Below are 14,492 nucleotides of genomic sequence, written 5' to 3'. Positions count from 1 at the left end.
ACGAAGAAAGGGACGAGCCTGATGAGAGAAACCGTTTAGTTCAGCGAACTGTGGATGGTGGGAGCACAGCAGCGGTCTCATTGAAGGACATCACCCTGGAGTTCCCACGCCGAATAAAGGAGGCGTGAGGCGGCTTGCGGCCGTTATACCGAATCAAGAGGATGATGGATACCGATATCTGTCATACAATCAGGGTGGTACCGCGAGGCCTTCTCGTCCCTTTACAGGGGCGGGAAGGCTTTTTTTGCACCGTGTTCCTGGAGAGGTACATGCTCCAAAATGATTTTAAGCGGTATGAGAATACAATAGGAGGATCAATCATGAGCTATAAAGAAACATTATTAATGCCGAAGACTAAATTTCCGATGAAAGGAAATCTTCCCAACAAAGAACCGGAACGGCAGAAGCAGTGGGAAGAAGAAAATATGTATGAAAAGGTGCAGGAACGCACGAAAGGACGGCCGCTCTTTGTCCTTCATGACGGTCCGCCTTATGCAAACGGCGACATTCACATGGGTCATGCCCTGAACAAAATACTCAAAGATATTATCGTACGGTACAAATCGATGAACGGTTACCATGCTCCTTATGTTCCCGGCTGGGATACCCACGGGCTCCCCATTGAAACGGCACTCACCAAAAACAAAAAAGTGGACCGCAAAAAGATGTCGACGGCGGAATTCCGGAAAGCCTGCGAAGAATATGCGATGAATCAACTCGACCGTCAGCGCAGTCAGTTTAAGCGTCTCGGTGTGCGGGGGGACTGGGACAATCCTTATATCACTCTTAACAAAGAGTACGAAGCCCGGCAGATTCAGGTTTTTGGAGAAATGGCGAAACGTGGGTATATCTATAAAGGACAAAAGCCCGTTTTCTGGTCTCCTTCTTCGGAATCGGCACTTGCTGAAGCAGAAATCGAATACCATGATAAAAAATCACCGTCCATTTATACAGCTTTCGATGTGAAAGACGGCGGCCGGGTTCTGGATGGAGATGAACAGTTTATTATCTGGACGACCACGCCATGGACCATTCCGGCCAATCTGGCCGTGGCTGTTCATCCGGAGCTGGACTACGCCGTTGTACAGGTGCAGGAAGCGAAGTATATCGTTGCGCGTGATCTCGTGGAAAATCTGGAAACGGAACTGGAGTGGGAAACCCCTCAGATTCTGCAGACAGTAAAGGGGAAAGAACTCGAACATCTGACGGCAGCGCATCCGATATACGGCCGAGATTCCATTGTAATTCTCGGAGACCATGTGTCACTTGATGCAGGAACGGGCTGCGTGCATACTGCTCCGGGACACGGGGAAGATGACTACAGGATTGCCCAGCATTACGGTCTGGAAACTCTCTGTCCGGTAGATGACAAAGGGTACTTCACGGAGGAAGCCCCCGGATTTGAGGGTGAATTCTACGATCATGCCAATAAACCTATCACCGAAAAGCTTGATGAAGTTGGATCATTGCTGAAACTTACGTTCATTACGCATGCGTATCCCCACGACTGGCGTACAAAGAAGCCGGTTATATTCCGGGCGACCGCTCAGTGGTTCGCGTCCATTGAAGATGTACGCAGCGAGCTGCTTGAAGCTGTAAACGGCGTGACATGGCTGCCTAAATGGGGAGAGACACGTCTTTACAACATGGTCAGAGACCGCGGGGACTGGTGCATTTCCAGACAGCGTGCGTGGGGCGTGCCGATTCCGGTCTTTTATGAGGAAGACGGCACCGAAATTGTTACCGATGAAACGATTGAGCACGTATCCCGTTTGTTCCGGGAACACGGGTCAAACATCTGGTTTGAATGGGAGACAAATGACCTTCTGCCGGACGGCTACACGTCGGAAAAAAGTCCAAACGGCGGGTTCACAAGAGAAATGGATATTATGGATGTCTGGTTTGACAGTGGTTCATCCCATGAAGCGGTGCTCGAAGAACGGGAGGAACTAAAACGCCCTGCGGATGTTTATCTGGAAGGGTCCGATCAATACAGAGGCTGGTTCAACTCATCACTGACGACCAGTGTGGCGACCAATGGTGCATCTCCCTACGACATGATTATCAGTCACGGTTTTGCTTTGGACGGCTACGGTCGGAAGATGAGTAAATCACTCGGTAACGTGATGGTGCCAAATGATATCATGAAGCAGCTTGGAGCTGACATTCTGCGGATGTGGACGGCTTCGGTCGACTACCAGGCGGATGTACGCATCTCAGACGAGATACTGAAACAGGTCGCTGAAGTATACAGGAAAATGAGAAACACTTTCCGTTTTCTGCTCGGTAATCTCCAGGATTTTGATCCAGGCGCGAACCGTGTCCCTGAGGAAGAACTGTCCGAACTGGACCGCTATATGAAGCTCCGCCTGAATGATCTGGTGGAAAAAACCAAGCGTGGATATGATCAGTATGAATTTGCGAACGTGTATCACACTCTCCATAATTTCTGCACGATTGACTTAAGTTCCTTCTATATGGATATTGCCAAAGACACGCTTTATATCCACCCGGAAAATGATTCGTCGCGGCGTGCTTTCCAAACGGTCATGTATGACACGTTAGTTGCCCTTGTGCAGTTATCAGCGCCCATTATGCCGCACACAGCTGATGAAGTGTGGGAGTATATTCCGGGAACACAAGCGTCAACGCCGCAGCTGACGGATATGCCCGACGCTGTCAAAAAACAGGGGAACGAAGAACTGAGACGTAAATGGGATACCCTTATGGAAATCCGTGACGAGGTATTAAAGGCGCTGGAAGAGGCCAGAAACAACAAGGAAATCGGCAAGTCACTAACAGCCGCTGTTACCATTTATGCCGGAAATAATGTATATCCGTTTTTGTCAGGAGAAAACCTGGAACAGCTGTTTATCGTTTCTAAAGCTGAACTTGCAGACACAAAAGAAGCGGCTCCCGATTCCGCAGAGCATTTCGAGCATACCGCTGTTGAAGTGCACCCGGCCGAAGGTGATACATGTGAACGCTGCTGGACTGTGCGGACGGATGTCGGAAGCGATCCGGACCACCCGGGTCTGTGCAGCAAATGTGCCGGTATTGTTAAAAATCATTACAGTCACGTGAATACAGCCGACTAATGTTTCGGCCGGATGCGGCTGAAGAAAAGCAGGTGTTCCAATAAATATGAAAAAGTTATTATATTATGGACTGGCACTGTTCACCATTGCGGTCGACCAGCTGACTAAATGGCTTATCGTTCAGTACATGGATGTAGCAGAAAGTATAGAGGTTATACAGGGGTTTTTCTATTTAACATCCCACCGTAACTCAGGGGCCGCTTTTGGCATGCTCCAGGGACAGATGTGGCTGTTTTACATCGTGACGGTGATTGTGGCTGTTTTCATTGTCTATTATCTGCACAGCTACGGCATGCAGAGTAAATGGTACGGCATTCCCCTGGCCCTTATTCTCGGGGGAGCGCTTGGTAACTTTATCGACCGGGTGCTTTTCGGGGAAGTGGTGGACTTCTTCAATGTCTACATTTTTTCGTACAATTATCCGATATTTAATATCGCTGATTCCGCACTTGTCACCGGGGTGTTGATGCTCATTGTGAAAATGGCGGCAGACGACTGGAAAGAAAAGAGGAAAGAGAAACATGGATAAGTACCACACATGGCAGATAACAGAAGAAGACGCCGGAAGCCGGATTGACAAATTTCTGGCCGGCTCCGGCAGCGGCTGGTCAAGAACGAAAGTGCAGCAGTGGGCCGGCGAAGAGAAGGTTCTCGTCAATCAAGACGCCGTAAAAAGCAATTATGTTCTACGAAACGGCGATAAGGTGGCAGTCAATGAAACAGAGGAAGAGGAGCAGCCGCTGCTTCCGGAATCCCTCCCGCTTGATATTTATCATGAAGATGAAGATATCATCGTCGTCAATAAGCCGAAAGGGATGGTCGTTCATCCAGCCCCGGGACATTATTCAGGCACCCTTGTAAATGCGCTGCTTTATCACTGCTCGTCGTTATCATCTGTTAACGGCGATGAAAGGCCGGGTATCGTCCACCGTCTTGATAAAGACACGTCGGGACTGTTGGTCTGTGCTAAAAACGACAGCGCTCATCTGCATCTTGCCGCGCAACTTCAGGAAAAGCAGATGAAGCGGGTGTATCAGGCGGTTGTGCACGGGAGTATCGTGCATGATACCGGCGTCATTGAAGCTCCTGTCGGCAGGGACACAGGGGATCGTCAGAAGATGGCGGTCACAGATTATCATTCCAAAGAGGCGGTCACCCACTTCCGGGTGATGGAGCGCTTTGAGGAGTTCACATTGGTGGAGTGCCGTCTTGAAACCGGAAGAACCCATCAGATCCGGGTTCACTTCTCTTATATCGGTCACCCGGCTGCAGGAGATCCAAAATATACCCGGAAAAAAACCACCGGCCTCAGCAGTCAGGCTCTCCACGCTTCGGGTCTTTCTCTCATCCACCCTGTGCACGAAGAATGGATGAACTGGGAAGCACCGCTCCCTGAAGAAATGAACGTCATGCTTCAAGATCTTCGAAAAAAGGATTGACCCCGGAAGCATAATCTGACATAATCTATACAAACGATATGAAAATCCTTTAAAGACAGTCCTGTGAGGCTGGGAAGGAAACGGCTGCCGCCCCTTTTTGAAAGAGGGGTGGTGTATCAAACACGGTCGCACATCCTCTCCCCCAAACGGGCGGGAGGATTTTTTTATGACAAAATGTTTCGGAAGGGAAAGGTCGTGGGACGAGTGGGCGAAGATCGGACATTACTCGATGAACAGGCGGTGCGGCGGGCATTGACACGGATTTCGCATGAGATTATTGAAAAAAATAAAGGTGTGGAAGAATGCGTGCTCGTCGGTATTAAAACAAGAGGCATTTACATTGCCAATCGTATAGCCGCAAACATTGAACGGATTGAAGGAAATGCAGTACCCGTCGGCGAGGCTGATATTACATTGTACCGGGATGATTTAACGTACCGAACCGGTGAAGGGGAGCCGGAGCTTCGGGGAACCGATATTCCGGTGGATATCAAAGACAAAAAAATTATCCTGGTGGATGACGTTCTGTACACCGGCCGTACGGTAAGAGCTGCCATGGATGCGGTCATGGACCTCGGCAGACCCGCCCACATTCAGCTGGCAGTGCTTATCGATCGGGGACACAGGGAGCTTCCGGTCCGGCCGGATTTTGTCGGAAAAAATATCCCTACATCCAAAGAAGAAATCATCGCCGTGAAACTGCAAGAGACAGACCGGTTTGATGAAGTGACCATCAAGAATAAAAACAGTTAAACCCGCTTTAAATCAGTCCAGTGAGGCTGAAAAGGGGTATAAATGGAGCAGGAGAAACGTGTCTTCCTGTCTCCTGTTTGTACCTCTTTGCCTGACGGGCAAAGATTTTTTTTGCCCGTTGAAGAGAACATCAACCAGAACAGGAGAGATGACATATGGAAGACACGCAGGTGAAATTGAAAAAAAACGACATCCCAAAATGGAACAAATGGCTTATCCTGAGCATGCAGCATTTATTCGCCATGTTCGGGGCCACTATTCTCGTTCCGGCGTTGACGGGCCTCAGCCCGGCTGTTGCGCTCCTTTCGAGTGGACTGGGAACCCTCGTTTACCTGATCATTACCAAAGGGCAGATTCCTGCGTATCTGGGGTCATCGTTTGCCTTTATTATGCCCGTCACATCCGCCATGGCTCTCGGGGGTCCGGAAGGAGTCATGATCGGGACATTCGCAGCCGGTGTTGTCTACAGTATTACGGCGCTGCTTATAAAAGAGACAGGCGTACAGTGGCTGATGAATCTGCTTCCGCCCGTTGTAACCGGACCGGTCATTATGGTCATCGGGCTCGGTCTGGCTGGCACAGCGGTGGATATGGCGATGAACTTTGATGATCAGAGCGGGCAGTACGTACAACCGGCCCTTCATTTCAGCATTGCTCTGGCGACCCTTGCTATAACGATTATCGTTTCTGTTTTTGTGAGAGGGTTTTTGAATCTCATTCCGATTCTTATAGGACTGACGGGAGGTTACGCAATCGCACTTGAAGCCGGCATCGTAGATATGAGCGGCATTGCGCAGGCCTCCTGGTTCCGGGTCCCGGATCTGGTTGTACCTTTTATAGGATTTGAGCCGCAGTGGTCATGGAGCATTATTTTCATCATGACGCCGATTGCCGTCGTTACTCTGGCCGAACATATCGGCGATCAACTCGTCCTAAGTAAAGTCGCCGGCGAAAACTATGTAAAAAAGCCGGGTCTGCACCGCTCTATCATGGGAGACGGAGCAGCAACCATTGTTGCTTCCCTCATAGGCGGACCGCCAAATACCACCTACGGGGAAAATATCGGCGTACTCGCGATCACGAGAGTTTTCAGTGTGTACGTCATTGGAGGGGCAGCGGTTCTCGCTATTGTCTTTGGATTTATCGGGAAGATTGAGGCTCTGATAGCAAGCATTCCGGGTGCGGTAATGGGCGGGGTATCCCTCCTGCTGTTTGGCATTATCGCCTCGTCCGGTCTTCGGGTGCTTATAGATAATAAGATTGACCTCGGTGTAAAACGAAATCTGATCATCGTCTCTGTCATACTCGTTATCGGTATAGGAGGTGCTTTCATCGAGATCAATGAGAACCTTGAAGTTTCGGGAATGGCCCTTGCAACGATAACCGGTATTATTCTAAACGCGGTTCTGCCTGGAAAACAATACGGGTTCGGCAACGGTGCCATGTTTGAATCCCTTGAGGAGAGCATGAAAGAAGACGAAGCCGCCTGACTTACTCATATGCCCCGCGTTCTTCAGACACGAAAAAGAAGGAGGAACAGCCGATGATTCGAATGGATGCTGATGACAAAACGAAAACAAGCAGCGGCCCGGCGCACGTACTGACGATGGAAGACTGGGATGTGAGTGCTATTCATGCACTGCTTGAAAAAGCCCAGTATTTTGCCGACAACCCGGAAAAACTGCCGCTGCAGCGCCTGTACGCCGCCAACCTCTTTTTTGAACCAAGCACCCGCACGAAAATAAGTTTTGAAGCGGCGGAACGGAACCTCGGTCTGGATCTGCTCCATTTCGAAGCGGATACATCCAGTGTTATCAAAGGAGAAAGCCTGTACGATACCGTCAAAACCCTGGAAAGTATCGGAGCGGATGTTGTGGTGATCCGCCACGGCCGGGAGCGTTTTTTTGATGAACTTCGCGGACACGTCCATATACCGATTATCAATGGAGGCGACGGCTGCGGCCACCATCCGACCCAGTCTTTTCTGGATCTGCTCACGATCCGCCAGGAATTCGGCACCTTTACCAATGTGAATATCGTCATTGCCGGAGACATTTTTCACAGCCGTGTAGCCCGTTCGAACATGGAAGTGCTTAAAAGACTTGGGGCAAACGTGTATGTGAGCGGTCCGAAAGAATGGATGAGTGAAGAGCTTCTCCAGCGGTATCTGCCGATGGATGAAGCCGTGGAAACTGCTGATGTCATGATGATGCTCCGTATTCAGCATGAACGTCATACAGTCAAGATGGTGGCAGGTCCCGAGGAATACCATAAACGGTTTGGTTTGAATGAAGAGAAAGCAGCACGCATGAAACTAGGCGCTGTTATCATGCATCCGGCACCGGTCAACCGGAATGTGGAACTTGCTGATGCATTGGTGGAGTCCGACCGGTCCAGGATCTTTAAGCAGATGAAAAATGGAGTGTTCGTGAGGATGGCAGTGCTGCATCACGTACTGGAAAAACAGAAAGGATGTCTCGATCAATGAAACGAAAGCTGATGCTTGAAAACGGAAGCGTATTTACAGGAGAGGCGCTCGGAAGTATGCGCCCAACAGCAGGGGAAGTAGTATTTAATACAAGTATGACAGGATATCAGGAAATATTATCTGATCCCTCCTATTGTGATCAGATTGTTACCCTGACCTACCCTTTAATTGGTAACTACGGTATTAACCGTGATGATTTTGAAACGCTTCACCCGGCAGCAGGTGGTTTAATTGTGAAAGAATCTGCTCATCACCCAAGTAATTTCCGGAGTGCCGCCCGTCTTGATGACTGGTTGAAAGATAAAGATATCCCTGCACTGTCCGGGATAGACACCCGGATGCTGACCCGTATCATCCGCGAGCACGGTACACTCTACGGGAGGATGTTCAACGTGGAAGAAGATGAAAAAGAGATATTGGAAGAACTTCGTGCTCTGCAGCCGACGCGCAATAAAGTGAAAAAAGTGTCGACCCGCGCAGCCTATCATGCGCCCGGAAGCGGCCGCCGCGTCGTCCTTATGGATTACGGTGCGAAACACGGGATTGCCGGGAATCTCATTCAGCGGGGGTGTGACGTCTTCGTTCTTCCATATGACACCCCGCCTGAAGATATTTTTGAACTGAACCCGGATGGGATCATGCTCAGTAACGGCCCGGGGGATCCCGAAGATGTCCCGGAATCTGTGGAAACATTGAAAGCGCTGCTCGGGCACATCCCCATATTCGGAATATGCCTTGGCCATCAGCTTCTCAGCCTGGCATGCGGAGCTTCTTCATCGAAGCTGACGTTCGGCCACCGCGGGGCGAATCATCCAGTGAAAGATGTACGGACGGGGCGGGTTGATATGACATCCCAAAACCACGGGTATACCATTGACAGACAGTCTTTGATGGGAACGGACCTGCAGTTGACTCATGTCAATGTAAATGATGGAACAGTCGAAGGAATTGCTCACAATGAACATCCTGCTTTCAGTGTGCAGTATCATCCGGAAGCAGCTCCAGGGCCGCAGGATTCCAACGATTTGTTTGATGAGTTTATGAAAATGATGGACAAAGAGCGAACAACGACATCTTTAGTATAAAGGGGAGAGAGAGATGCCAAAACGCACAGATATTCAGAAAATACTTGTCATCGGCTCCGGGCCGATTACAATCGGGCAGGCCGCAGAATTCGATTATGCCGGAACCCAGGCATGCCAGGCGCTGAAAGAGGAAGGATATGAAGTCATTCTCGTTAACTCTAATCCCGCCACCATCATGACGGATACGACGATGGCTGATAAAGTATACATGGAACCGCTCAGTCTTGACTTTGTAACCCGTGTGATCCGCAAAGAAAAACCGGATGCTCTGCTGCCGACACTAGGCGGCCAGACCGGCCTGAACATGGCGATGCAGCTGTACAGGGAAGGTGTACTTGAAAACCACCGGATATCTCTTCTCGGTACAGAACTTGAAGCGATTGAGAAAGCCGAGGACCGGGAAGTATTCCGCTCTTTGATGAGAGAGCTGAATGAGCCGGTTCCCGAAAGTGAGATTGTACACAACCTTGAAGAGGCACAGGATTTTGTCGAATTCATCGGTTATCCGGTCATTGTCCGTCCGGCGTACACACTCGGCGGTACCGGCGGCGGGCTTGTTCATAATGAAGATGAGCTGGCCGAAACCGTGGAAACCGGCCTGAAATACAGCCCGGTAACCCAGTGCCTGATTGAAAAAAGTATTGCCGGTTTCAAGGAGGTCGAATACGAAGTCATGCGCGATGCCACCGGGGAATGCATCGTCGTCTGTAACATGGAAAACATCGACCCGGTCGGTATTCATACCGGGGATTCCATTGTTGCGGCACCGAGCCAGACCCTCTCCGACCGGGAGTACCAGATGCTCCGCAATGCATCGCTGAAGGTTATCCGTTCTCTTGAAATCGAAGGCGGCTGCAACGTCCAGTTCGCGCTTTCACCGGACAGTTTCGATTACTACCTGATTGAAGTGAACCCGCGGGTGAGCCGTTCCTCCGCGCTCGCGTCCAAAGCAACAGGTTATCCGATTGCAAAGCTGGCCGCAAAAATAGCAGCCGGGTACCGCCTGGATGAATTGAAAAACCCGATCACCGGAACGACCTATGCAAGTTTTGAACCGGCGCTTGACTATGTCGTGACCAAAATTCCACGCTGGCCGTTCGACAAATTTGAAGCAGCCAACCGGAAACTGGGGACGCAGATGAAAGCCACCGGTGAAGTGATGGCAATCGGACGGAATATGGAAGAGTCCATCATGAAAGGCATCCGCTCCCTTGAAATAGGAAGGCATCATTTGTGTGCACCGGAATACAGGGAGTATTCGGATGAAACACTGACAGACAAACTCGTGTACGCCGAAGACGAGCGCCTGTTTTTCATCGGAGAAGCATTCCGCAGGGCGTGGACCGTAGATCATCTGCAGCATCTTACAGGAATCGATCCTTTCTTTCTCGAAAAACTTCTGGGGATTGTCAGAATGAGCGAAGAATTATCGTACGAACCGGGACATATCGAAAACCTGACTGCAGCCAAAGAAATCGGCATCCCTGATACAGAAATCGCGCGGACGTGGAACTGGCAGGAAGAAGAAGTGTATGCGCTGCGCCGCCGTAAAGGAATCATGCCGGTATACAAAATGGTGGATACGTGCGCAGCAGAATTTGAATCGGAAACTCCTTACTACTATTCCACGTATGAACAGGAGAATGAAAGCAGCCGAAGCGGCCGTCCATCTGTTCTGGTCCTTGGATCCGGGCCTATCCGTATAGGTCAGGGGATTGAATTTGATTATGCCACGGTGCACGCTGTGTGGGCGCTGCAGGAAGAAGGCTATGAAGCTGTTATTATGAACAATAATCCGGAGACGGTATCGACGGATTTCAGCACGTCCGACAAGCTTTATTTTGAACCGTTGACAGTAGAGGATGTTATGCACGTGGTGGATTTGGAACAGCCGGAGGGAGTCATCGTTCAGTTTGGAGGACAGACTGCCGTCAATCTGGCAGATGAACTGCATGCCCGCGGCGTAACGATTCTCGGGACGACGCTTGAAGATATGGACCGCGCTGAAGACCGTGATAAATTCGAACATACTCTTCATCAGCTGGATATTCCGCAGCCTCTCGGCAAAACAGCGGTTTCGACCAGCGAAGCCCAGCAGATAGCATCTGATATTGGCTATCCGGTGCTCGTGCGGCCGTCGTATGTACTCGGAGGCAGAGCGATGGAGATTGTTGATGACGAGACGGAATTGCGCTCTTATATGGACCGGGCTGTCAAAGTAAATGAGAAACATCCTGTACTCATTGACCGTTACATGGTTGGTAAAGAAGTGGAAGTCGATGCTGTGTCCGATGGAGAGACTGTCTTTATCCCGGGTATTATGGAACACATTGAAAGAGCGGGGGTTCACTCCGGCGATTCCATTGCTGTTTATCCTTCGTGGACTCTTGACGAGGCAGTCAAACAAAAAATCGTGGAACGTACGATGGCTATCGGCAAAGGATTGAATATTAAAGGACTGCTCAATATCCAGTTTGTCATTCATGAAGATGATGTGTATGTTCTCGAGGTGAATCCAAGAGCAAGCCGGACCGTACCATTTCTAAGTAAAATCACCGGTGTTCCCATTGCGGCCGCGGCAACGAGAGCCATAGCAGGCACAACGCTTGTGGAACAGGGATACACTGACGGTATGCTGCCGGAGAAAAAAGAAGTTTCTGTGAAAGTTCCGGTATTTTCTTTTGCAAAACTGCGCCGCGTGGATATTTCGCTCGGGCCGGAAATGAAATCTACAGGTGAAGTCATCGGCCGCGACGCTTCTCTTGAAAAAGCGCTCTATAAAGGATTGATTGCATCCGGCATGAGCATACCTGCGCATGGTTCAGTACTGTTCACGGTGGCGGACAAAAATAAGGAAGAAGCATTGAAACTGGCACAGCGTTTTCATGCCATCGGCTACACGCTGCTTGCGACCAAGGGGACGGCGGATTTTCTGCGCAGGCACAATGTACCTGTCCAAACGGTAAATAAAGTATCCGAGTCTTCTCCGGATCTGCTGGACGTTATCCGAAAAGGACAGGCTCAATTTATCATCAACACGCTGACAAAGGGAAAGCAGCCGGCACGGGATGGATTTCGTATCCGGCGTGAAGCCGTGGAAAACGAAGTGGTCTGCATGACATCGATGGACACAGCGGATGCGCTGCTGAGAGTGCTGGAAATGTTTTCGTTCTCTACCGAGGCTGTGCCGGAAATGACAAAACGGACGACGCCGTCATCCAACGGAGTAACGGTATGAAGAAAGAGAACATGACAATAACCGCCCACCACAGCATCGCCCGGGATATTTATGAAATGGAACTTGAGGGGCACCTCGTTCAGGAGGTGGAAGAACCAGGGCAGTTTCTTCACATCCTGCCCCCTTCCAGCGGTTCGATGCTCCTGCGGAGGCCGGTCAGCATCTGTAAAACGGACAAAAAACGAAGCCGCTTAACAATCGTTTACCGTGCCGAGGGAAGAGGGACGAACCAGTTGGCCCGGGCTCCGGAAAAAAGCAGCCTGGATGTACTGGGACCGCTCGGGCGAGGGTTTCCGGCAGCCGGCGTATCCACGCAGGAGCATGTACTGCTTGCCGGCGGCGGAATCGGTGTACCGCCTTTGTATGATACGGCTTGTGACTTAAGGGAGAAAGGGATACAGGTGACGACGGTTCTGGGATTCTCTGATGCAGCGGCGGTGTTTTATGAAGAACCGTTCCGAAAGCTTGGAGATGTGTACGTGTCAACAGAAGACGGAAGTTACGGCACCGCCGGTTTTGTGACAGACGTGATGGCCGAAGAGGAACTGTCTTTTGACCGGATTTTTGCCTGTGGTCCCGTCCCGATGCTGAAAGCTCTCGAGAAGGTGTATCCAAAAGCGCGGGGCAGCATTTCACTGGAAGAACGGATGGGGTGCGGCCTCGGAGTCTGTCTGGCATGTGTCTGTCACAGCCGGGAAGATACAGACGGAACGGATTACCGGAAAATCTGCAGTGACGGACCAGTATTTTCATGGGGAGAGGTGCTTTTATGAGCAGAACATCAGTAAGTCTGCCGGGACTTGAAATGAAAAACCCGGTAATGCCGGCTTCGGGTTGTTTTGGATTCGGAGAAGAAATCGGAGCCTTGTATGACCTCGACGAACTGGGTGCGGTTGCACTGAAAGCAACGACGCTTGAACCGCGTTACGGGAATGAAACGCCGCGTGTGGCTGAAACATCTTCGGGTATGCTGAATGCCATCGGGCTGCAGAACCCCGGTTTGGAGAAGGTAATATCGGAAAAACTTCCTTCTTTTTCCTCCAAGCATGTACCGCTTCTTGCCAATATTGCCGGAAGTACGATGGAAGATTATGAAGCGGTGGCCGGCGCACTTTCAAGTACCGGGGCAGTTGGTGCACTGGAGGTGAATATTTCATGTCCGAACGTGAAACAAGGAGGCATTGCCTTTGGTACCGATCCCGCCTTGGCAGCAGAGTTGACTGAACGGGTGAAGGCTGTATCAAATGTTCCGGTTTATGTGAAACTATCACCGAACACAAGTGATATCACTTTGATTGCCGAAGCGGTGGAGAAAGCGGGAGCAGACGGTTTAACGTTGATTAACACGCTGACGGGAATGAAAATCGACCGGAAGACAGGCAGACCGCTGCTTGCCAATCAGGCCGGCGGATTATCGGGCCCGGCGGTTAAGCCGGTTGCTATCCGGATGGTTCACGCCCTCCGGCAGCAGACGAAGCTGCCGATCATCGGAATGGGCGGCATCATGGAGGCAGACGACATTGTGGAATTTATTATGGCCGGTGCTGACGCGGTTGCTGTAGGCACCGCCAATTTCACGAATCCTTTTATCTGCCCTGAATTGATTGCGGAGCTGGACGGTATTTTAGAAAACGAACAGGTGGATCATCTGTATGATCTGCGTGCAGAGGAGGCTGGTGTGCGTTGAACTATCCGCTGATTATTGCTATGGATTTTAAAGACAAAACAGAAGCCGGTGCTTTTCTGGAGAAGTTTGGAGAAGAGGAGTTGTTTTTAAAAATCGGGATGGAACTGTTTTACCGGGAAGGACCGGCGCTCGTTCATGCATGGAAGGAAAAAGGACACCGTGTGTTTTTGGACCTGAAGCTGCACGATATTCCCAACACGGTAAAGAGTGCCGCCCGTCAGCTCGCTTCCCTGGAAGTAGACATAACAACGGTGCACGCTGCCGGCGGCACGCAGATGATGGAAGCGGCGCGTGAAGGTCTGGAAGCGGGCACACCGGCAGGGAGACCCGTTCCGGCCTGTGCGGCAGTGACCCAGTTGACAAGCACGACCGAATACATCATGAACAAAGAAATCGGTATTCAGGGAACGTTGGAGGAATCGGTACTTCGCTATGCAGCGGGTGCCGCTGAAGCAGGAATCGACCATGTCGTGTCATCGGCGTGGGAAGCAGCGTCCATCAAAAATCAGATACCAGCCATGAAGGCTGTTACCCCCGGTATCCGCCTGAAAGAAGATGCAGCAAACGACCAGAGACGGGTTGTTACACCGGATCGGGCAAGGGAATACGGCAGTGATGCAATTGTTGCAGGCCGCAGCATAACCCTGGCAGAAGATCCGCTTCAGAAGTACCGGATGATGAGGAAACAATGGAGGGAGTATTAA

The 14,492-nt window shown here is 50.7% G+C and carries 11 protein-coding genes; all 11 read left to right on the top strand.

Translation table 11 applies throughout. From position 1 onward, the window contains the following. The first annotated feature begins 320 nt into the window (after nucleotides 1-320). The 11 genes from ileS to pyrF all read left to right on the top strand — a co-directional run bounded on the left by ileS (nucleotide 321) and on the right by pyrF (nucleotide 14,492). The gene (gene ileS / locus ACFSUB_RS05300; RefSeq protein WP_380712142.1) at nucleotides 321-3,098 is read left to right on the top strand and encodes an isoleucine--tRNA ligase; all 2,778 of its coding nucleotides are present in this window, start codon (nucleotides 321-323) and stop codon (nucleotides 3,096-3,098) included. Nucleotides 3,099-3,138: 40 nt separating this feature from the next. After that, nucleotides 3,139-3,627: a signal peptidase II gene (gene lspA, locus ACFSUB_RS05295; protein WP_380713183.1), complete on the top strand. Its 489-nt coding sequence runs from the start codon at nucleotides 3,139-3,141 to the stop codon at nucleotides 3,625-3,627. Then, nucleotides 3,620-4,537: an RluA family pseudouridine synthase gene (locus tag ACFSUB_RS05290; protein ID WP_380712141.1), complete on the top strand. Its 918-nt coding sequence runs from the start codon at nucleotides 3,620-3,622 to the stop codon at nucleotides 4,535-4,537. The genes lspA and ACFSUB_RS05290 overlap by 8 nt, the downstream gene beginning before the upstream one ends. Nucleotides 4,538-4,741: 204 nt before the next feature. Beyond that, on the top strand, nucleotides 4,742-5,290 hold the full coding sequence (gene pyrR, locus ACFSUB_RS05285; protein WP_380713182.1) for a bifunctional pyr operon transcriptional regulator/uracil phosphoribosyltransferase PyrR: 549 nt from the start codon (nucleotides 4,742-4,744) through the stop codon (nucleotides 5,288-5,290). A 155-nt stretch (nucleotides 5,291-5,445) separates the two neighbouring features. Further along, nucleotides 5,446-6,780 carry a uracil-xanthine permease family protein gene (locus ACFSUB_RS05280; protein ID WP_380712140.1) on the top strand — a complete coding sequence of 445 codons (1,335 nt, stop codon included), beginning with the start codon at nucleotides 5,446-5,448 and terminating at the stop codon, nucleotides 6,778-6,780. 53 nt (nucleotides 6,781-6,833) lie between these two features. Then, nucleotides 6,834-7,778 (top strand): aspartate carbamoyltransferase catalytic subunit, encoded by a 945-nt coding sequence (locus ACFSUB_RS05275; RefSeq protein WP_380712139.1) that lies wholly within the window; start codon nucleotides 6,834-6,836, stop codon nucleotides 7,776-7,778. Beyond that, nucleotides 7,775-8,863: a carbamoyl phosphate synthase small subunit gene (locus ACFSUB_RS05270; RefSeq protein WP_380712138.1), complete on the top strand. Its 1,089-nt coding sequence runs from the start codon at nucleotides 7,775-7,777 to the stop codon at nucleotides 8,861-8,863. The genes ACFSUB_RS05275 and ACFSUB_RS05270 overlap by 4 nt, the downstream gene beginning before the upstream one ends. 13 nt (nucleotides 8,864-8,876) lie before the next feature. Continuing rightward, complete coding sequence (carB, locus tag ACFSUB_RS05265; protein WP_380712137.1) at nucleotides 8,877-12,101, top strand: carbamoyl-phosphate synthase large subunit; 3,225 nt, start codon at nucleotides 8,877-8,879, stop codon at nucleotides 12,099-12,101. Further along, a complete protein-coding gene (locus ACFSUB_RS05260) occupies nucleotides 12,098-12,874 on the top strand; it encodes a dihydroorotate dehydrogenase electron transfer subunit (protein WP_380712135.1) in 777 nt (258 codons plus the stop codon). Before carB ends, ACFSUB_RS05260 begins: the two co-directional genes overlap by 4 nt. Further along, on the top strand, nucleotides 12,871-13,788 hold the full coding sequence (locus ACFSUB_RS05255; RefSeq protein WP_380712134.1) for a dihydroorotate dehydrogenase: 918 nt from the start codon (nucleotides 12,871-12,873) through the stop codon (nucleotides 13,786-13,788). The genes ACFSUB_RS05260 and ACFSUB_RS05255 overlap by 4 nt, the downstream gene beginning before the upstream one ends. Then, nucleotides 13,785-14,492, top strand: a complete 708-nt coding sequence (gene pyrF, locus ACFSUB_RS05250; protein WP_380712133.1) for an orotidine-5'-phosphate decarboxylase — start codon at nucleotides 13,785-13,787, stop codon at nucleotides 14,490-14,492. The genes ACFSUB_RS05255 and pyrF overlap by 4 nt, the downstream gene beginning before the upstream one ends.

Origin of the sequence: Salibacterium lacus (assembly GCF_042684865.1) — a bacterium.
Lineage (GTDB): Bacteria > Bacillota > Bacilli > Bacillales > Marinococcaceae > Salibacterium > Salibacterium lacus.
The sequence above is the reverse complement of the archived record's forward strand: the minus strand, read 5'-3'. Positions and strand labels throughout refer to the sequence as shown.

Coding starts and splice junctions, on each gene's coding strand:
- ileS (WP_380712142.1), top strand. CDS start 321: ATGAGCTATAAAGAAACATTATTAATGCCGAAGACTAAATTTCCGATG.
- ACFSUB_RS05290 (WP_380712141.1), top strand. CDS start 3,620: ATGGATAAGTACCACACATGGCAGATAACAGAAGAAGACGCCGGAAGC.
- ACFSUB_RS05280 (WP_380712140.1), top strand. CDS start 5,446: ATGGAAGACACGCAGGTGAAATTGAAAAAAAACGACATCCCAAAATGG.
- ACFSUB_RS05275 (WP_380712139.1), top strand. CDS start 6,834: ATGATTCGAATGGATGCTGATGACAAAACGAAAACAAGCAGCGGCCCG.
- ACFSUB_RS05270 (WP_380712138.1), top strand. CDS start 7,775: ATGAAACGAAAGCTGATGCTTGAAAACGGAAGCGTATTTACAGGAGAG.
- carB (WP_380712137.1), top strand. CDS start 8,877: ATGCCAAAACGCACAGATATTCAGAAAATACTTGTCATCGGCTCCGGG.
- ACFSUB_RS05260 (WP_380712135.1), top strand. CDS start 12,098: ATGAAGAAAGAGAACATGACAATAACCGCCCACCACAGCATCGCCCGG.
- ACFSUB_RS05255 (WP_380712134.1), top strand. CDS start 12,871: ATGAGCAGAACATCAGTAAGTCTGCCGGGACTTGAAATGAAAAACCCG.